Here is a 19,718-nt window from a genome sequence, read left to right on the forward strand (position 1 = left end):
TTTTATTTCCTTTGCTGATGAAATAAGATTTTCATCTCGTGTGGGGATAACTAAGAAAGTTACAATGTTTATCTACAATCTGTAAAAAAGACAGAGCGACAGCAAGATTGCGGAAACAATCAAACTGACCTCAATTCACTGATTCTGCCAGTAAATCAAGCAAGGCTCTGCCACCTCGCGAGGCGTGCAAAGACTAGCATAAAAAAACAATAAAAGAGTTTACTTTATGGTATTACCTATTATCCCGTGGTTGGGTGGCAAGCGTCGCTTGGCTGATCAACTGATCCCACAATTCCCCGCACATTCTTGTTACGTAGAAGTATTTGCGGGCGGTGCTGCACTCTACTTTTTGCGGCCGCCTGCGGAAGTGGAAGTCATTAATGACATTAATGGCGAACTGGTGAATCTCTACCGTGTAGTTCAAAACCATCTGGAAGAGTTTGTGCGTCAATTCAAGTGGGCATTATCCAGCCGTGATCTATTCAAATGGCTGCAAGATACGCCACCAGAAACGCTGACAGATATCCAACGAGCTGCCCGTTTCTACTACCTGCAGCACAATGCCTTCGGCGGCAAAGTATCCGGCCAAAATTGGGGAACCGCTACAACCGCACCCGCAGTTAATTTATTGCGGATAGAAGAAAGTTTATCTGCCGCACATTTACGGTTGTCTCAGTCGTATATTGAGAACCTGGACTGGCATAAATGCATGATCAAGTATGACCGGGAGCATACCTTCTTTTACCTTGATCCACCGTACTGGGAAACCGCTGGTTATGGCGTGGAATTTGGGACTGAACAGTACGAAAAAATGGCAAGCGTGTTGCGTAATTTAAAAGGTAAGGCCATCGTCAGCCTGAACGATCACCCCGATATCCGGCGCATTTTTGCTGAGTTTGAAATGGACGCGGTACCTATTAAATATTGCGTAGGTGGTGGGGTGAAAACGGTGGATAGGTTGGAGGTGATTATTTATAGCTGGGATCGGACGCTTGATCCGGTGGGGTTGTTTTAATCATTAGTATTCGCTTTAAAATGGTCCTTTATTTGTCCTCGTTATTCGCAGGTTTTAAATGTAAGTGTTTGATATTAAGATAAACTTGCATTTTTTTCATACATGCGTGATGATTCTTTTTTTGTAAGGTATTGCCTTATGGATAGAAAGAAAAAATATATAACGAGGAACTATGTCATCGAACAAACAAATTGCAGTAAAAGATTTAGTTATTGACCTAGCTAATTTCAGAACAGTAATTCAGACAAATGAACAAAATGCAGTTCATGCAATGATTTCAATAAGCCCAGCTTTTTTTTGGGGGTTAATGGAAAGTTTGCTTGATGATGGATATTTACCGACTGAAAATATAATTGTATTGGAAAGGTCTGACGGTACCAAAGTAGTAAAAGAAGGGAATAGGCGTATTGCGGCTTTAAAGATAGCCTTAAAAGTAATTGATACTGCTGACCTTGACTTACCTCCTAAGATCGTAAAGCGCATTGCAGGTTTATCCTCCAATTGGATTGTCGACAATACTGCCGTTCCATGTACGGTCTACGGTGAAACGGATTCTGCTGTTGTCGATAAAATTATTACGCTTACACATGGTAAGGGTATAAAGGCTGGGCGTGATACGTGGAGTGCTGTGGCACGTGCGCGACATAGCCGGGATATGAATGGCAGTATCGAAGCTGGGCTAGATTTACTTGAGAAATTTTTCATACACTCTACAAATCACACACAGGAACAACGGGATCGCTGGGCTGGCGATTATTCTTTGACTGTGCTGGATGAAGCAATAAAAAAAATCGCATCAAGACTTGGATCAACTTCGAGTTTAGATCTCGCCAAACAATACCCTAAAATTGAGCATAAAAAAGCACTGGATGACATAATTCGTGCCATTGGCCTTGAAACACTTGGTTTTTCGAAGATCCGTGGCTCTGAAGATTTTGCTACATTATTTGGGATACCCCTTCCTCCTTCACAAGATGTTTCTAGTGTATTAGGGGGTGATGAATCTAATAATATGCAAGATGATGGCAACTCAGGAGCTTCGCCAGATACTAATAATGTAGATGTTGACTCAGCGAACACGACAACACATCCAGCCGAATCGGAAGGTGATGATAAATCGAAAGATGCTCAGCTGGTAGTTAAAAAACCTAGTAATAGTAAAGTTATTGCTACTCCGCTTGAGGATGAAAAATCAGTTAAGCGCGCTCTTAAAAGTTTAAAAATCATGGGGCAAAATCGCGCAAAAGTTGCAACGTTACGGATTGAAGCTGGAAAGCTGAAATTGAAGGATAATCCAATTGCCTTTTGTTTTTTGTTACGCAGCATGTTTGAAATATCAGCCAAAGCATATTGTGACGATCACTCGCAATCTGGATTGTCGGTGAAGAAGTCCGATGGATCCGACAAGTTTTTGATGGATGTATTGCGAGACATAATTAATCACTTAACTCAAAACAAAAAAGATAAGACGATGCTTAAGATGCTTCACGGACCAGCTACTGAACTTGGACGGACGGATGGTATACTGTCGATTACTTCACTGAATCAACTAGTTCATCACCCTACTTTTGCAATTAATTCAAGTCAGATTCCAACAACATTCGCTGCTGTATTTCCGTTGCTAATAGAGATGAATAAATAGCCACCTGGCAGAAATTGACTTATAACACTATGGCACAAAATAAAACACCACTTCGGTACCCCGGAGGCAAGCAAAAATTGACGCCGTTTGTGCTTGAGATAATCAGAGCGAACGGGCTAGAGGGCGGTCACTATGTAGAACCTTATGCTGGTGGGGCTGGCGTAGCAATGGAGTTACTAGTCGCTGGTCACGTTAATCAAATACATCTCAATGATTCGTCACTGCCGATATACGCTTTATGGAATTCAATTCTGACGCACACCGAGGAATTTTGCCGCCGCATTTCGCGAGCATTACTTAATGTTGAGGAATGGAAGGATTACCGCGAGATAATGCGAAACCCCAATGACCATTCAGAATTAGATGTTGGGTTCGCTACGTTTTACTTGAATAGAACAAATCGGTCTGGTGTGTTATCCGCAGGCGTGATTGGAGGTCTTGATCAAGCTGGGAAATGGAAAATAGATGCTCGATTCCCACGAAATGAACTTATTCGGAGGATTGAGTTGATTGGTGGTTTCCGTGATTCGATTACACTCTTGAATTTAGATGCTGAGCAAATCATCACGGACTATATACCCACTCTCCCAGAAAACACGTTGACCTATTGTGACCCACCGTACTTTGAAAAAGCGAGTAAATTATACCTAAACCACTATGCACCGAACGATCATGAACGTATAGCTGGCATTATTCAGCAGCAACGTGATAAAAAATGGATTGTATCCTATGATGGCGTTGCTCAAATTTTAGGATACTATGCAAACCGTCGTAAATTTCTTTACGAACTTCAATACAATGCTGCACGGGCATACAAGGGAAATGAAGTATTTATATTCTCTGATAACCTTGTTGTGCCGCGAAATTCAGTTCTGCCTCATATTGCCGTGGCTTTAAAAGCAAATACAAGAAAACTACATCAGCCTGCTGAAATTGCGAGGCTCATAACTCGTGCCGCTCGTTTGGATAACTTACGTCAAACCAACAAGAATTTATCTCGAGCTGTTTAAATTTAGCTGTGTTTTAAGTAATTAAAATTCAATTAAATAAGCCTAAGTTTGAAGTGCTCTTAGGTTTAGAAATAGCTACTTTAGGTACTGGGTAAGCAACTAAGTGCTCATTTGAAGAATGTTTTAAAAACGCCTTCGCCCGCTCTGAATCACGACACCCCAACCAATCACCATAAGCTGACTCCGGCAAGATCACCAGCGAACGTTTCTCATCACCCGGTTTATGGAAACGTCGCATTAACGGATGTTCATCCGCATTGATCGTGAGTTGGGTAAACGAAAAGGATGTGCCACCGTCCGTCTCTGTCCAGGATCGGTAGAGTCCAGCCACTGCAAACGGTGATTCATCCGCCATGCCAATCTTCCAGCGCTCCGCTTTACCAGATTCGTAGCATGGTTCAAAGAACGTTGTCATTGGCACTAAGCAGAGCTGGCCGTCGCGCCACGGTTGTGCATAACTGCGCAATGTGGCAACCGTTTCAGCACGCGCATTCATAGTGGAAAAACGCTTGGTTCCCGGCGGAAGATGACTCTTGGGGATCATGCTGTATAGTCCCAATAGCGATTGCCGCTCATGTTCATCGCCAACGATAATCGGCGCAGCATAATCCTGCCACACCGCTGTTTTCCATTCTGCGCTAGCCGCTATCGGCGCTTTAAAATGGGTTTTAAGTTGCTGGTGAGACGGTGTGATGAAATTTACGCACATGGTGAGCGTCCTTAGCCATTGTTTTTTAAAAGTATAAACGTTAATGACAGCTTGGTAATTCATGCCAGTTGGTCGTGTATTCCGGTGACTTACTCTCCTGCCGCATCTTCCACGAATGCCGCGATCCGTCCTGGCTGATCTTCACCGTCCCTTTGCCATAGCGATCATTAAGTGCATCTAGTGTGCGCATCAGCGTTGAATTCTCGGTGGTGGAGCTAAATAGGTCACCCTGCCAGTGCGATGCTGCACTAATTTCACTCAAGATGACGCCAGCCTTTTTGTAGTGATATCCAGTCTTGTAAATCGACTTTAACCCGCCAAGCGCCCAATGCTGCAGCTTCATAGTGTTAGCGGTCGGGCTGGTGAGCGGGATCGATACGCAGGGGCAGTATTGTGACCGATCAGTGCGGAAGCGGTCGGTCTGGATGAATACCTGCAGCATCGCGGTTATCGATTCTTGTTCGCGTAATTTCTTGGCGGCGTTACTCACGAAGTGCGCCAGTGCGTCCTGCAGGTCATCTATTTCAGTGACTGATCGGCCAAATGAACGACTATTGATAATCTGCTTTTTAGCAGGCGTAGCATCTTCCAAATCGATACAGCATTCGCCGCGTAATTCCCGTATCGTCTTTTCCATCACTACACCAAACCGCGCACGCATGCTGGCCACGTTCGCATCGCGCAGCTGGGCTACACAATTTATATTGAGTGATTCCAATGTTGCACTTAATTTGCGACCTATACCCCAAACTTCGTCGACCGGGATATTGTTCAGCACGCTGTTGATTTGCGTTGGTGAGTAGCGATTGAAATTACATACACCATTTGAGCGCGGGTGGCGTTTCGCTACAAAATTAGCGAGTTTTGCCAGTGTTTTGGTTGGCCCAATGCCGACACAGACTGGAATGCCTATGTGCTGAAAAACTTGGTTGCGCATCGCCAAAGCGCGTTCGTTGATGTCGGTAAAACCCGTTAAATCCAAAAATGTTTCATCAATGCTGTAGACCTCTTGCACTGGCGAATACTCCTGCAGTATCGACATAACGCGGTTGCTGAGATCGGCGTAAAGCACGTAATTCGACGAAAACACCGCAATGCCATGTTGTTTAACCAGGTCGCGAATCTGGAACACCGGCACCGCCATTTTTATACCAAATTCTTTCGCTTCATTGCTGCGAGAAACTACGCACCCGTCATTGTTGGACAGTACAAGCACGGGCCTGTTTTGCAGATCAGGCCGAAACACGCGCTCGCAACTGACATAAAAATTATTGCAATCGACCAGAGCGATGCTGCGGGGTAGGGTGGCCATGACTACACACGGAGTAGATTGTGCAGATTGAAGGTTGCCACGCCCCAAATTCGCAGCTCTTGGCCGTCTTTGAGTTCAATAGGTGGGAAGGCGGGGTTTTCTGCGAGCAGCTTTACTATGTTGTTGCGCTGATATAGACGCTTGACCGTGTAGTCTTCATCAACCACCGCAATCACGATATTGTTATGTGCAGGGGTAATGGAGCGGTCAACAATCAGCGTATCGCCGTCATAAATGCCAATACCCGACATCGATTCACCGCGTACTGTGAAGAGAAACGAGGCATTTGCATTGGAAATCAGGTACTCGTTCAGATTAATACTGTGCTGCGCGTAGTCGGTCGCAGGTGAGGGGAATCCAGCGCACACCGGCGATGAAAACAGCACGATACGGGCTGGAGTGGATAAAGTTGGAATAGGGGAGTTCATAGCTTAACTGTGTTTTTATACAGTATAGCTATTTTTATTGGGTAACGGAATAAATTTCAATGAAGATATATTTATTGCCAGAAAGTGGAAAATCAATTAACTTGCTAAATGGAAATTAAATTTTGCAGCAATTAGTAACATCATATCATTCCACTTCGCACAATGAGGAAAACAATGGTTTTTAAGCACATTGCCCAAAAAAATTCGCCCCAAAAAAACATTGAATGCATTTTTCTTGGATCTCCTGAAGCAGAAGCAGAAGCACTGCCTACATCAAGGATGCCACTGCTTAAAGTTTATCAAGATCATCATAATTTAATTGATGCATTGCAAAATGAGAAATTTATAATTTGCGGGAAAAAAGGTGCGGGGAAGAGTGCTTTCGCCGAATATATTTCTCTTTTGGCAGATGATGAACCTAATCTCTTTTGCAAATTCATTCGTCAAGGTGAATTCAATCTCGAACATATTGTTCAAATTGGAAAGGAGTCGGGACATGAAATTGAAAGAGAGAATCTTTACACTTGGTTGATTTTGACCAATATTCTTAAATTATTTGCCGATAATCAGGCAGCAAATGAAAATGATGAATATCAGCTACTAAGTCAATTCCTAAAGAAAAATTCAGGATATATTGATATCAGAGGATCTGAAATAAAGGAAATGGTAGTAAAAGATGGATTTGAAATAAATATTGAATATTTGAAACGTTTCTTCAGTTCAAAGTTTAAAAAAGATGTTGAAATAAAACAGACACGCGCACCTTTTTACAAACTTATTCCACATCTAAAAGAAATAATTTTAAAAGTCCTGCAAAGCAAGGATGAAAAAGAAAACGGGAATAGCTATTTGTTATTTTTTGATGATTTAGATATTAATTTTAATGCTAAAGATCAAAATTCCATAGAATCGATAATTAGTTTACTGCGTGTATCAAAGGAAATTAATAATCAGTTTTTTGCAAAAAATAATTTGGATTCAAAGGTTGTAATTTTACTGCGCGATGACATAGCAAAATCTACATCAACCGCCAGTGCAGATACAGCAAAAATATTTTCATCTTATTCAGCTTCTATAAATTGGTACCAAGATGAATACCATAAATCATTCCCGGAAACAGAATTAAATATCCGAAAATTCTTGAATGAAAGAATAAAATATGCATTCTCGGTCGAACATCTAGTAGTTAATGAAGTCGACCCATGGCTCAGTTTAGTAAATGACCCATTCGATAAAAGTTTTCCAGCTGAAAGCGCACCAAAAACAAGTTTTAAATACATTCTTGATCATACGTTCTTTCGTCCTAGAGATCTCATACTCTTTTTTGCTCCATTGCAAAATCACAAATATAGGTTTCCATTAGTAAGGAATGATATTCATCAGCTTATTGGTATTTATTGTGAAGAAATCGTGAATGAATTAAAAAATGAACTCCACTGTTTTTACTATCAGGATGAAATATTAAATATCTTCAATGCAATTGGATCAATATCAACAGCATGTAAACAATCCTTTTCAAATAGTATTACTTATGCTCAGGCGTGCACAATTTTTGAAGAAAATTGTAATGATATTATCCCGAGAGCAATTTTTTCTGACTTATTTGAAAGATCGATAATTGGAAATATGGGCAGCAATGGATATGTCTTTTATAAGCATAGGGAACCGCGGTCTGATACTTATAGTTTCAATGCAGAGCAGAATATTGTTTTACACAGCGCACTTAAAGTTTATTGTTCGAATAAGGGATTTTCATAAATTATGCTGGCCTTATGTGCAAACATTTGCACAATTTTTTAGTTCGGGGATTGAAGTGATTCAAACTAGCTGTTCGAATTGAATTTGCCAGAAAATGAAGAGGTCATGGTTTAAAGCATTGTATTTAGACCTGAGAGCCTTGAAATATTTGATATTTGCGGTTCCTAGGTCCGTCAATGCGTAACTTATACGGCGCGAATGGATTCTATGGTTCCGCAAAGGTTTCATTGTAGCAAGGCAAGGATCGGATGCTTGATCCGGTGGGGTTCTTTTAGTGCAATTGCTCATTGACCAGCTGTCAGCAATAAATTAGTATTCGCCCCATACCAAGCGAGTTATTCTAATTTGGTGTGGGGTTTTTTTCATTTAAAGCATTGAAAATTTTCAACATGGTATTTTTAATGGTATCGGCAGTAGAATAATTCCTGAAAGCGTTACTGGGCTTAGTGAAAATCCCCCTATTAACAATAGAGTGGGAATAAAATAGTCGATAGCAGTAGGTAAGTTCATTACAGCCCGCCTCACAGTTGTGTAGCGCGGGCTTTTTATTGGTAGATTAATAGTTCATCAGTTATGCATCAAAAAAATCATCAGGCAAGATCGTTAGCACTATTTTGCAAAGTAATAGATAACTACGGGGATATCGGCATCTGCTGGCGTCTGGCGTTGCAGCTGGAGCGCGAGCATGGTATTGCGGTTACGCTGTGGGTGGATGATTTAGTCAGTTTTCAGCGCATTTGCCCGGAGGTCGTAATCAATTGCGATGTGCAGCACATAGGTACGATCATTGTGCGGCATTGGCTTAATCAAGACGGTGTGTTTGCTGCCGATGATGTGACTGATATCGTGATTGAATTTTTCGGTTGTGATATCCCCCCGGTCTATATTTTGGCGATGGCGCAGCGGGCAGTAAAACCGGCATGGATTAATCTGGAAGGTTTGACTGCTGAGCAGTGGGTGGAAGGTTGTCATAGATTACCCTCATCACATCCGTCGCTGCCTTTGAAAAAATATTTTTTCTATCCCGGCTTTACAGAGTTGACTGGTGGTTTGCTGATTGAGTCTAATTTGACGCTACAGCGTCAGAAGTTTCAGCAAGATCCTGCAGCAATGACGGCTTTTCTTGGGCAGTTCGGCGTAACGGCAGCTGAGATGACGTCGCTCAAAGTTTCTCTATTTTGTTATCCGCAAGCACCGGTTGCAGCATTATTTAATGCTTGGGAATGTGGTGCTACGGCGGTTACTTGTTTGGTGCCAGAAGGCGTTGCCGCTGATGCCGTGCAACTGTTTTTAGGGCAATCTGCGAAAGCTGGCGCTACTGCGACCCGTGGCGCATTGACTGTGCGAGTAATGCCTTTTGTTCCGCAGTCTGACTACGATAAATTGCTGTGGGCTTGCGATCTTAATTTTGTGCGCGGAGAGGACTCTTTCGTGCGCGCGCAATGGGCAGGGCAGCCTTTTATCTGGCATATTTATCCACAAGACAACGATTTACATCACGTTAAATTGAATGCGTTTCTGCAACGATATAAGGCAAAGACGCAAAGTTTAGTCGATATGTCGCTCAATTGGAATGCAGTAAAGGGAGTGGTAAGCCCTCATGAGCTAGCTTCAACCTGGCTCTTGTTACAGGCTGATTTGCCTAAAATTGCGGCACTAACATCGGATTGGCAGCAAAATATGTTGGCAAATGGTAACTTTACTGCAAATTTACTGAAGTTTATTGACGGAATTTAGTCGTCATTATGCGAAAACGGGTTACAATTTGCGGCTAAATTTTAACGCATTTCAAAACGCATTCCAAAATTCAATCGACCGTAAGCTTGCGACATTGCTGTTAGTAGGCGACAGGTGATTTTTAAGGGATTTACGCAGAATTGCGTAAATCCTATTTTATATAATTTACTCTTTTTACATATACTCGCTATGAAACCAGCAAAAGAAATTAAAGTCGGCAATATCATTATGGTTGATGGTAATCCAATGATCGTTTTAAGGATTGATATCAATGGTTCAAGCCGCACAGGTTTCACTTTCAAATGGAAGATGAAAAACCTGTTGACCGGTAGCCCTCTGGAAAACGTTTTCAAAGGCAGCGAGAGTTTTGACGTGATCGTTCTGGATAAAAAAGAAGTAACTTATTCTTACTTCGCAGATCCATTGTTTGTGTTTATGGACACTGACTACAATCAATATGAAATTGAAGGCGAAAACCTGGGCGATGCATTGAACTACCTGAAAGACGGTATGGAATGCGAAGCAGTTTTCTACGACGGTAAAGCAATTTCAGTTGAATTGCCGACAACAATCGTTCGTCAAGTGGTGTACTCCGAGCCAGCAGTTAAGGGCAACACTTCAGGTAACGTGTTGAAAGAAGCTAAGATTGAAAATGCCACCGGCAATCTCTTCACAGTTCAAGTGCCGTTGTTTGTTGCACAAGACGACATGATTGAAATTGATACACGTACCAACGAATACAAAAAACGTGTGTAATTAGTTTTACTTCATGACTAAAAAACGCTGCCGATTTTCGCAGCGTTTTTTTTATGCCGTTCAGGTTTGTGCTTGAACAATAATAATAGCTATAAATGATATAATGGCAGGCTGTGAAGCACAAAAATGCACACGCATCCATCTTAGTCAGAAGTACCGGTTCTTTCCCACTTTCTGCCAAACTTTTATTTATCCGTTTTTTTGCGAGTTCTGCATTGACCTACAGCGTTAAAGAAATTTTCTACACTTTGCAAGGCGAAGGCAATCATGCTGGGCGTCCTGCGGTATTTTGTCGTTTTGCTGGTTGTAATTTATGGTCGGGCAGGGAAGTTGATCGCGCCAAGGCTATCTGCCAGTTTTGCGATACCGATTTTGTTGGCACCGACGGCGAATTAGGCGGTAAATTTAAACAGGCCGAAGAATTGGCTGATGTGATTAATGGTTTATGGCCAGCGGCGTATCCTGCTAATAAATACGTTGTGTTTACCGGCGGTGAGCCGTTAATGCAGTTGGATGCGGTTTTAATTAATGCGATACATGCGGCCGGTTTTGAAATTGCGATAGAAACTAACGGTACCATCGCGGTACCGGAAGGCATAGACTGGGTCTGTGTCAGCCCAAAAATGGGTGCGGAATTAATCGTTTTTAAAGGCGATGAATTGAAAGTGGTGATTCCACAAACGGGCCAAGATATGCAAAAGTATGAGCAACTCGACTTCAAGCATTTTTTTGTGCAAGCCATGGATGGCCCTTTGCAAGCGGAAAATTTACGTAAAGCGGTGAACTACTGCAAACTCCATCCGCATTGGAAATTAAGCTTACAAACTCATAAACTCTTACAAATACCTTAATTCCAACAACTTATGCTCACCATCACACGTAAAATTGAATTCGATGCCGGACATCGGATTCCTGATCATAATAGCCAGTGCCGTAATTTGCATGGGCATCGCTACACCTTGCTCATCACCTTAGTTGGTGAAGTGGTCAAGCAAGACGGTGCTTCCGACAACGGCATGATTATGGATTTCTCCGACATTAAAGCTTTGGCGCACGAGCACTTAGTCAGCCTTTGGGATCATGCATTTTTGGTGTATGAAAAAGATGCTGTGGTCAAAGACTTTTTACACACCTTGCCAGGTCATAAAACCGTCGTGGTTGACCGGGTTCCAACGGTAGAAAACTTAGCCCAAATTGCTTTTGATATGCTCAAAGAGGTGTATCACAACCGTTACGGCCGTGCTTTGGCATTGCAAAAAGTTACTCTGTACGAAACGCCTAATTGCTGGGCTGAGATTAATGACTCAAGTATTCGTGACTGATTCAGTGATTAATCCATTGACTGACTTAGTTGATCAAGATGCGCATTTTATGCGCTTGGCAATTGCTCAGGCTGAATTAGCGGCGAGTGCCGGTGAAGTGCCAGTCGGTGCCGTATTGGTGAAAGATGGCGTGGTGATTGCCAGTGGTTTTAATCATCCGATCGGCCTTCATGACCCAAGTGCTCATGCAGAAATGCAGGCATTGCGCGCTGCCGGTGTGGAATTGCAAAATTACCGGCTACCCGGATGTGATCTGTATGTAACGTTGGAACCTTGCGCCATGTGCGCAGGCGCTATGTTACATGCTCGCTTAAGCCGCGTAATATTTGGCGCGACTGATCCTAAAACCGGCGTTGCGGGTTCCGTGTTTAATTTGTTTGAGCAAGAAAAACTCAATCATCACACCAGCTTAACGGGTGGCGTATTGGCCGAAGAGTGCAGTAATATGTTGAGTAGTTTTTTTGCGCAGCGCCGCCTACAGAAAAAATCAACCATTACCTAGTCAAAGTTCAATGCCAACCATTGCCATTATCGGGCCTTCTGCCTACGCACCAAATCCAGATTATGTGCCACGTGCGATTGCGCGGCTTCAAGAGCGCGGCTGGAAAATTAAAAACCTGGTTGATCCAAATTCTAAATATCAGCGCTTTTCTGCTGATGATGCTACTCGTCTGGCGCAGCTTTACAGCGCAGCTGAAGATCCGGAAGTGGATGTAGTTTTGGCGTTACGCGGTGGTTATGGTTTGTCGCGCTTGTTAGATGATATTGATTTTCAACGTTTGGCGAACAGTGGCAAATTATTTGTCGGCTTTAGTGACTTCACTGCGTTCCATCTGGGGATGTTGGCCAAAACAGGCGCGATCAGTTTTGCTGGCCCGATGTTGTACGACGATTTTGGTCAGGAGCAACTGTATGAATCTTCATTTCAGTATTTTAAGGATTGTCTGACAACAGCCAATTATCACCTTAATGTGGTAGTTGAGGGCAACCCAACGGTGCATGCGCAAGGTAAATTTTGGGGCGGTAATCTGGCGATGCTGGCGCATTTGGTCGGCAGTTCGTTTATGCCGAAAATTGAAGGCGGAATTTTGTTTGTTGAAGACGTTAATGAAAACCCGTACCGGGTTGAGCGGATGTTATTGCAACTTCACCATGCGGGGATATTGGCGAACCAAAAAGCGCTGGTGCTTGGGCATTTCACCAATTACTGCGCTTCTGAGTACGATAACGGCTACGACTTCAACGCAATGCTGGATTTTATTCGTAGCAAAATTTCCATTCCAATTATTACCGGTTTGCCATTTGGACATTGCCCAAATAAAGCGACATTCCCAATCGGCGCACAAATCAGCTTAACTAGTGATGTAAACGGATTTACGCTGCAGTTTGAGAAATATCCTCATTTATCACTCCAAAACGGTTGATTTACTGCCGGACTCCAATAAATATTCTTCGAGGATATTCTTAATCAAAGGTAACGCACGGGCAATATTTGCCTATGCTACGACTCTAATAAGATGGTGTTGCTGGTATAATGCCCGGTTAAATTCTTACTCGCAAAAGGTACTACGTGCTCTCCACCGCAAATATCACCATCCAGTTCGGCGCCAAGCCACTGTTTGAAAACATCTCTGTTAAATTTGGCGATGGCAATCGTTACGGCTTAATCGGCGCGAATGGTTGCGGAAAATCCACCTTCATGAAAATTTTGGGCGGCGATCTGGAGCAAAGCTCCGGCACTGTCATGCTTGATCCGGGCGAGCGCTTGGGTAAGCTCGGGCAAAATCAATTTGCCTTTGAAGAAATGCGGGTGTTGGATGTGGTCATGATGGGGCACGTAGAAATGTGGGCCGCCATGACCGAGCGCGATGCGCTGTACGCCAATCCGGAAGCGACCGATGACGACTACATGCGCGCGGCCGATTTGGAAGCGAAGTTTGCCGAATACGACGGTTACACCGCGGAATCCCGCGCCAGTGAATTGTTAATGGGTGCAGGGATTGAAATAGCCCAGCATCAAGGCCCAATGAGCGAGATTGCACCGGGTTGGAAATTACGGGTTTTATTGGCGCAGGCGCTGTTTTCTAATCCTGACATTTTATTGCTCGATGAACCAACCAATAACTTGGACATCAACACCATTCGCTGGTTAGAAAACGTGTTAAATCAGCGTAATTCCACGATGATTATCATTTCCCATGATCGCCATTTCTTGAATCAGGTCTGTACGCATATGGCCGATATGGACTATGGGACATTGAAGGTATATCCAGGTAATTACGACGAATACATGTTGGCCTCTTCGCAAGCGCGTGCTCAGCAATTATCGAACAATGCCAAAGCCAAAGATAAAGTCGCTGAGTTGCAAGACTTTGTGCGTCGTTTCTCGGCGAATAAATCGAAAGCGCGTCAAGCTACTTCACGTGCTAAACAAATCGACAAAATCAAGATTGAAGACCTTAAACCGTCTAGCCGTCAAAATCCGTATATCCGTTTTGAAGGTGAGAAAAAACTGCATCGCCTGGCTATGGAAGTGCAGAGCATTACCAAATCATATGATCGTACCCTGTTTAAAAATATCAGCTTAGCTATTGAAGCCGGTGAACGAATCGCGATTATCGGTGCCAACGGTGCGGGTAAAACCACCTTTTTGCGTTGCCTTGGCGGTGAGTTGGCTGGCTTGAGCCCTGATACCGGTTTGGTGAAATGGGCAGAAAATGCTAATCCGGGCTATATGCCGCAAGATCCAACCGAAGAATTCGCCAACGGTAAAATTCTGACTGACTGGATGGGCGACTGGACTGGCGAAGGCGATGATGATCAAGCAGTACGTTCCATTTTAGGCCGCTTGTTATTTAGCGGTGACGACGTTAAAAAATCGGTCAAAGTATTATCCGGCGGTGAAAAAGGTCGGATGATGTACGGTAAATTAATGTTGGGCCGTCATAACGTGCTGTTGCTTGATGAGCCGACCAACCATATGGATATGGAATCGATTGAGTCACTTAACATCGCGCTGGAAAAATATGCCGGTACGCTGATATTTGTGTCGCACGATCGTGAATTTGTGTCGAGCTTGGCGACCCGTATCCTGGAAATTAAAGAGAAGGAAATCGTTGATTTCAACGGAACTTATGAAGAGTATTTGGGTAGTCAGGGAATTGAAGCCTAATTAAGTATTAAAGATGAAAACCCGTTGAATTCAACGGGTTTTTTTTACGCCAAAAACAAAAAAACTGTCGGTTTTTTATTAAAGTCAGGCATTTTCCCTTTGGCTAACAAGGCTTTCCACTGTGAAACCGGCAAGGTTTGAATCTGTTCGGTTTCTAAACTTAAATCAGTCGCAACACAAAGTTCTGTCGCAGGATTGCAGCTCTGGCAGAAGGCTTCAAGTAAAGCTGCATTTCGGTACGGCGTTTCAATAAAAAGTTGTGTTTGCTTGTCTTTGCGTGAGCGTAATTCTAATTCTTGAAGCCGCTTGCTGCGCAGTGCTGCATCGGTCGGTAAATAGCCATTAAACGCAAAACTTTGCCCGTTTAAGCCACTTGCCATCACCGCCAATAGCAACGAAGAAGGGCCAACCATAGGACGTACTTTAATGCCGCACTGATGCGCTAACTTAACTAAATTTGCACCTGGATCTGCGACTGCTGGAACCCCGGCTTCAGAAATTAAACCGACATCATGACCCTGCAACAAAGGGCTTAATAAATCAGGCAATGCGCTTTCTTTGGTATTGACATTTAATTCACTGATTTGAATTTCTTGTAGCGGTTTGGCTAGCGGGAAATTGCTATTCACCAGCTTTAAAAAAGCTCGGGTAGTTTTGGCATTTTCAGCAACAAAATAGGCCAGATTGGCCGTGATTTTTTGAACTTCAACAGGAATAACGTCAAACAACGGCTGGCTTGGATGGGCAATGCCGAGAGTATTTGGGAGCAGGTAGAGAGTGCCGTTTTTCATAGCGTATCGCGGTAAAAGGAAGTAATCAACAGAGGCTGCGATTATAGGCGTATTTGATATTGCGTTGCAGGTTGGTTTAGATAGTCCTTATAAAACATTATTCGCAAACCTTTACCGCTGTCGAGCAAGCCCGCTGCAAAGATGGAATAATAGACAATGTTTCGCTGCGTGTGGTGAGCGCGTTGCGTCGCCATGGCTAGCGACCAACCGGTTCCGGAGGAATTTTATGCTCATGTTGTCCAAGCACTTACCCAGCACCAGAACATTGCAATGCTTCCTTGCGGTCGCGCAGGAGCTCAATTTTCGTCGTGCCGCGGAGCTGTTGAACATGTCGCAGCCGCCGTTGTCGCGCCAGATCAAGGCGCTTGAAGATATGCTGCGGGTGCAGCTGATTCACCGCGATACCCACCGTGTGAGTCTGACGACAGCCGGCGAAGTGTTTAAGGAAGAAGCGTACAAATTCTTGATGGGGTTGGACCTGGCCATCGCTGGAGTCAAGGAGCACTTTCACGATGTCTGCGCTGATGTCGTGCGTATCGGCCTGACCAGTGTGATCAACTACAGGCTGATTCCCCAGCTGAATGCCCTCGTTACTGACCCGGCTTTTACTGGCGGGCGCCCGCTGGAGCGCGCCTGGTCCAAGCATCTAGTCGAGCGAGTTCGCAGCGGCGCGCTTGACATCGCGATCGTTGGCGATATCGTCACCCTGACCGCCGACTTGACAGTCGAGATCGTCGGCCACGAACCGATGATCGTCGTACTGCCTGCATCCCACCCTGCTGTCGAGAAGACCGAGGTGGACTTGGCGGAACTGGGTGGAACGCCGCTGTTCTGGTCGTCGCGCAGCGACAATCCCGCTTTCTACGACAAGTGCGAGCGTATCTTCAAGGGCTTAGGCTACACGGCACCGCGGCGCCTCGAACCGAAGGATTTCACGATACTGCTGGCCTCGGTGGCGGCAGGTGAGGGGGTAGCCCTGTGTCCACAATCGATGCAGGCCACCTCGCACATCGGCGTGGTTTACCGCGTGCTGCAGCCCAAACTCGCGCGGCGACTGTCGATCGACATGCAGGTCATCTCGCGAGCGAGCGAAGCGCGGCCGGCGGTACGCCTCAAGGTCGAAACCATACGGGCGATTCTAGCCGACAAGCCGTCTTGACCGTCTATCACTCCCTCAGGCGTTGATTCCCTGCATGCCTTCACTGCTGTAGCGCGCTCCGTGTACAGCGTGAGGCGTCATGGTCTCGCTCAGCAACGCCAGGTCGGCGCTGGCAAGTGTAAGACTGGCGGCGCCGAGGTTTTCGGCCAAGTATGCCGAGCGGCGTGTACCGGGAATCGGCACGATGTTGTCGCCTTGTGCCAGCAGCCAGCAGAGCGCAACTTGCCCGGGCGTCGCGCCGTAGCGTGCGGCCATATCCCGCATGGTGTCGAGCAAGATCAGGTTATGGATCATGTTGTCGCCCTGGAAGCGCGGGTTGGCGCGACGGAAATCACCTTCGGCCAGCGTGTCGGTCTGGGTCAGGCATCCAGTGAGAAATCCGCGTCCCAGTGGCGAATAGGCGATGAATCCGATCCCCAATGCTTGCGTCATGGGCAGGATCTCGTCTTCGACCTCGCGGCTCCACAGAGAATATTCGGTCTGCAACGCGGCCACTGGGTGAATTCGGTGCGCCCGCCCCAATGTGTTTGCCGATACTTCGCACAGGCCGACTTGGGCAATCTTGCCTTCTTGAACAAGCCCGGCGAGGCAATCCATCGTGTCCTCAATGGGGATTGCTGGATCGACCCGGTGAATGTAGTACAGATCAATACAGTCGACATCGAGCCGCTTGAGCGAAGCTTCGCAGCAGCTCCGGATGTACTCAGGCGAGTTGTTGATGCGCCGTGGCGGCGTGCCGCCCGTCGTCCGTTCGATGCCACACTTGGTGGCGATCTTGAGTCCACCCGCGTTGTATAGCGTGCGCCGTGCGCGCAGAAATTCGCCGATTAGCAGTTCGTTATGGCCACGGCCATACAGGTCGGCCGTGTCAATCAAGGTAACGCCGCGTTCGGCGACCTCGTGTAGAAGCTTGATGGAGGCGATGTCGTCGGAGGGCCCGTAGAATTCGCTCATGCCCATGGCGCCAAATCCAAGCGCCGATACGGCCAGGCTGCTGCCGATTATGCGGACCGGCAGGGCCTGCGCTGCGCTGTTGTTAGTATCGTTTGTCATATGGTGTCTCTTTAAAGTCAGGGAGGTAAATGCTTCGGGTGGATTCACTTGTTCTGGTCGGCGGCGGCCAGCACCGCGCGGTAGGCCGTAACGCCATTCATGCACGCCGGCAGGCCAGCATACAGCGCCATCTGGATAACGATTTCCAACAGTTTAGCCCGGGTTACGCCAACGTTCAGGGCGCCGCGCATATGCAGTTCGAGCTGGCCGGGCGCGTTGCCCATGGCCGTGAGCGCCGCCACGGTCAGCATCTCGCGAGTCTTGATGTCGAGCCCGGGACGGCTTAGTACGTCGCCAAATGCGTAGTCGGTCACGAGGCGCTCCAGTCCAGGATCTAGCTCGGAAAGCCTGTCGCCGACGCGCACGGAAAGGCCGGGTTCTAGCGTGTCCATTAAGCGCTGGCCGCGCAGCGTCGTCTCGCTGATGCTACGGAGAGGGGCAGTCATGGCTGTAGCTCCGATTGCGGAATGGAGGTATGGCTGCCGAGAGCCGTCACCACCAAGATCGACGCAGCGCCGCCCAAGCCGCCGACCATCATTACGGCCGCAAAACCGCTGTGGCTCTGCACCCAGGCGCCGATCATGGCACCGCTGCCGATGGCGGCGTTGAAAATGGCGACGTACACCGCGGATGCTGGCATGGCCGCCGCACCAGCGGTGCGAAGGATCCAGGTCTGGAAGCCGACGAAAATGGTCGATATCGATGCACCCCACAGGATCAGCATGGCGCCGACGCCTGCCACGCTGATCTGCGTGCCCCAGATGCCAAGCGCGAAAAGGGACAGCGTCATCAGTGCCAGGGCCAACAGTAGGAGGGCTCGCAGGTAGCGATCAATGAAGATTCCGGTCAGGAAGTTGGCGGCTAGGCCAGAGGTGCCAAAGCCAAACAGCAAGGCAATTACCATGGTGGCCTGCATGCCCGGTGCTTCGCGTAGGAACGGCTCAATGAAGGTGAACGCGGCAAAGTGGGCGGTCACGGCAAACGCTGTGGCGACGTAGATGCTACACAGATCCATGCGGCGCAGGACCGAACCCAATGCTGCGCGGGTGTCCTTGACCTGGTTTTGTTCCAAGCGCGGTAGCACCGCTAGCATTCCGAGCGCGGTCAGCAAGCTCAGTGCGCCAACGGCGCCAAAGGCGATGCGCCAATTGCTTTCTTGGCCGATCAGGGTGGCCAGTGGGACGCCCAGCACGCTCGCCGCTGAGACGCCACCGAACACGATCGACATGGCCAGGCCTACGTGTCGAGGCGGCGCGATTTGTGCAGCTGATGCGGCAATAACGGCCCAGAACAAGCCGTGTGCGACGGCACCGCAGGCTCGCGCCGCCAGCAGCAGGCCAAAGCCGTCCGCCGTCATAGCTGCACCATTCGACAGCGCAAGACATAGCATCAAGCCGATCAACAGTGGTTTGCGCGGAATACGGCCAAGGGCAATCGCAGCCAGCAGTGCACTGAAAGCGCCGATCCAGGCGTACAAGGTAACTGTCAGGCCGATTGCGGACTCGCTGCGTCCGATGTCTTGGGCGATCGCCGATAGCAGGCCAATTGGCGCCAGCTCGGTGGTGACGATGGTGAAAGCGCCGATGCCCAAGAAGACGATGGATAGCCATATGCGCCAGTCAGACTGGCCGGGTGGTTGATTTAGGTGTGGTGGTGAATGGTTCATGACGACCTTTGTATGGTTAACTAGCTGGTTTGATTAAGACACGGCGTACTCACAGCGACAATTGACTCCAGCCGTGCTTGGTGATTGAGCGCGAGGCTAGTTACCTTTGCGGTTGTATTGCGATCTGGGGCGTGCGTGTTGGTGTAATCAAGAGTATATAAAAAGATAATTATTCTGAATTGTTTTTT

19 protein-coding genes are annotated in these 19,718 nt (G+C 46.6%); 12 read left to right on the forward strand and 7 right to left on the reverse strand.

The features are described 5' to 3' along the window. Nucleotides 1-226 precede the first annotated feature (226 nt). The 3 genes from S2091_RS10890 to S2091_RS10900 all read left to right on the forward strand — a co-directional run bounded on the left by S2091_RS10890 (nucleotide 227) and on the right by S2091_RS10900 (nucleotide 3,667). Entirely contained in the window at nucleotides 227-1,015 is a 789-nt protein-coding gene (locus tag S2091_RS10890) for a DNA adenine methylase (protein ID WP_105531845.1), read from the forward strand. A 172-nt stretch (nucleotides 1,016-1,187) separates the two neighbouring features. After that, nucleotides 1,188-2,657: a hypothetical protein gene (locus tag S2091_RS10895; RefSeq protein WP_105531846.1), complete on the forward strand. Its 1,470-nt coding sequence runs from the start codon at nucleotides 1,188-1,190 to the stop codon at nucleotides 2,655-2,657. A gap of 29 nt (nucleotides 2,658-2,686) precedes the next feature. Then, nucleotides 2,687-3,667 (forward strand): DNA adenine methylase, encoded by a 981-nt coding sequence (locus S2091_RS10900; RefSeq protein WP_105531847.1) that lies wholly within the window; start codon nucleotides 2,687-2,689, stop codon nucleotides 3,665-3,667. A gap of 28 nt (nucleotides 3,668-3,695) precedes the next feature. Here the strand turns inward: S2091_RS10900 and S2091_RS10905 are convergent, their stop codons facing one another. From S2091_RS10905 to S2091_RS10915, 3 genes are read right to left on the reverse strand one after another with little or no spacing between them, the layout of a single operon-like run. Beyond that, a complete protein-coding gene (locus S2091_RS10905; protein WP_243405396.1) occupies nucleotides 3,696-4,439 on the reverse strand; it encodes an SOS response-associated peptidase in 744 nt (247 codons plus the stop codon). Then, nucleotides 4,417-5,688, reverse strand: coding sequence for a Y-family DNA polymerase (locus tag S2091_RS10910; RefSeq protein WP_105531848.1), 1,272 nt, complete (start codon nucleotides 5,686-5,688; stop codon nucleotides 4,417-4,419). Before S2091_RS10910 ends, S2091_RS10905 begins: the two co-directional genes overlap by 23 nt. A 2-nt stretch (nucleotides 5,689-5,690) precedes the next feature. Next, nucleotides 5,691-6,116: a LexA family protein gene (locus tag S2091_RS10915; protein WP_105531849.1), complete on the reverse strand. Its 426-nt coding sequence runs from the start codon at nucleotides 6,114-6,116 to the stop codon at nucleotides 5,691-5,693. A gap of 174 nt (nucleotides 6,117-6,290) precedes the next feature. Between S2091_RS10915 and S2091_RS10920 the strand changes: the two genes are divergently transcribed. From S2091_RS10920 to S2091_RS10955, 8 genes are all read left to right on the forward strand, one after another. Continuing rightward, nucleotides 6,291-7,874 (forward strand): P-loop ATPase, Sll1717 family, encoded by a 1,584-nt coding sequence (locus tag S2091_RS10920; RefSeq protein WP_105531850.1) that lies wholly within the window; start codon nucleotides 6,291-6,293, stop codon nucleotides 7,872-7,874. Nucleotides 7,875-8,447: 573 nt separating this feature from the next. Next, entirely contained in the window at nucleotides 8,448-9,611 is a 1,164-nt protein-coding gene (gene earP, locus S2091_RS10925) for an elongation factor P maturation arginine rhamnosyltransferase EarP (RefSeq protein WP_105531851.1), read from the forward strand. 189 nt (nucleotides 9,612-9,800) lie between these two features. Next, complete coding sequence (locus S2091_RS10930; RefSeq protein WP_105531929.1) at nucleotides 9,801-10,367, forward strand: elongation factor P; 567 nt, start codon at nucleotides 9,801-9,803, stop codon at nucleotides 10,365-10,367. 215 nt (nucleotides 10,368-10,582) lie between these two features. Then, nucleotides 10,583-11,218 (forward strand): 7-carboxy-7-deazaguanine synthase, encoded by a 636-nt coding sequence (gene queE / locus S2091_RS10935; RefSeq protein ID WP_105531930.1) that lies wholly within the window; start codon nucleotides 10,583-10,585, stop codon nucleotides 11,216-11,218. Nucleotides 11,219-11,230: 12 nt separating this feature from the next. After that, complete coding sequence (gene queD, locus S2091_RS10940; RefSeq protein ID WP_105531852.1) at nucleotides 11,231-11,689, forward strand: 6-carboxytetrahydropterin synthase QueD; 459 nt, start codon at nucleotides 11,231-11,233, stop codon at nucleotides 11,687-11,689. After that, nucleotides 11,667-12,191: a tRNA adenosine(34) deaminase TadA gene (tadA, locus tag S2091_RS10945; protein WP_105531853.1), complete on the forward strand. Its 525-nt coding sequence runs from the start codon at nucleotides 11,667-11,669 to the stop codon at nucleotides 12,189-12,191. The genes queD and tadA overlap by 23 nt, the downstream gene beginning before the upstream one ends. Nucleotides 12,192-12,201: 10 nt before the next feature. Then, nucleotides 12,202-13,113, forward strand: a complete 912-nt coding sequence (gene ldcA / locus S2091_RS10950) for a muramoyltetrapeptide carboxypeptidase (protein WP_105531854.1) — start codon at nucleotides 12,202-12,204, stop codon at nucleotides 13,111-13,113. A 146-nt stretch (nucleotides 13,114-13,259) separates the two neighbouring features. Further along, nucleotides 13,260-14,861, forward strand: coding sequence for an ABC-F family ATPase (locus tag S2091_RS10955; protein ID WP_105531855.1), 1,602 nt, complete (start codon nucleotides 13,260-13,262; stop codon nucleotides 14,859-14,861). A gap of 44 nt (nucleotides 14,862-14,905) precedes the next feature. On the opposite strand, the gene S2091_RS10960 is transcribed toward S2091_RS10955, so the two are convergent. Next, nucleotides 14,906-15,652 carry an SAM-dependent methyltransferase gene (locus S2091_RS10960; RefSeq protein ID WP_105531856.1) on the reverse strand — a complete coding sequence of 249 codons (747 nt, stop codon included), beginning with the start codon at nucleotides 15,650-15,652 and terminating at the stop codon, nucleotides 14,906-14,908. Nucleotides 15,653-15,884: 232 nt separating this feature from the next. Here S2091_RS10960 and S2091_RS10965 point away from each other — a divergent pair, with 232 nt between their 5' ends. Continuing rightward, nucleotides 15,885-16,811 (forward strand): LysR family transcriptional regulator, encoded by a 927-nt coding sequence (locus S2091_RS10965; protein ID WP_165794973.1) that lies wholly within the window; start codon nucleotides 15,885-15,887, stop codon nucleotides 16,809-16,811. A 15-nt stretch (nucleotides 16,812-16,826) separates the two neighbouring features. Here S2091_RS10965 and S2091_RS10970 read toward each other — a convergent pair whose 3' ends face one another. The 3 genes from S2091_RS10970 to S2091_RS10980 are packed head-to-tail and all read right to left on the reverse strand — an operon-like array spanning nucleotide 16,827 to nucleotide 19,530. Next, entirely contained in the window at nucleotides 16,827-17,864 is a 1,038-nt protein-coding gene (locus S2091_RS10970; protein ID WP_105531858.1) for an aldo/keto reductase, read from the reverse strand. A gap of 44 nt (nucleotides 17,865-17,908) precedes the next feature. After that, on the reverse strand, nucleotides 17,909-18,310 hold the full coding sequence (locus tag S2091_RS10975) for a carboxymuconolactone decarboxylase family protein (RefSeq protein ID WP_105531859.1): 402 nt from the start codon (nucleotides 18,308-18,310) through the stop codon (nucleotides 17,909-17,911). Further along, the gene (locus tag S2091_RS10980; protein ID WP_105531860.1) at nucleotides 18,307-19,530 is read right to left on the reverse strand and encodes an MFS transporter; all 1,224 of its coding nucleotides are present in this window, start codon (nucleotides 19,528-19,530) and stop codon (nucleotides 18,307-18,309) included. The genes S2091_RS10975 and S2091_RS10980 overlap by 4 nt, the downstream gene beginning before the upstream one ends. Nucleotides 19,531-19,718 lie beyond the last annotated feature (188 nt).

Origin of the sequence: Solimicrobium silvestre, assembly GCF_002976435.1 — a bacterium.
Classification (GTDB): domain Bacteria; phylum Pseudomonadota; class Gammaproteobacteria; order Burkholderiales; family Burkholderiaceae_D; genus Solimicrobium; species Solimicrobium silvestre.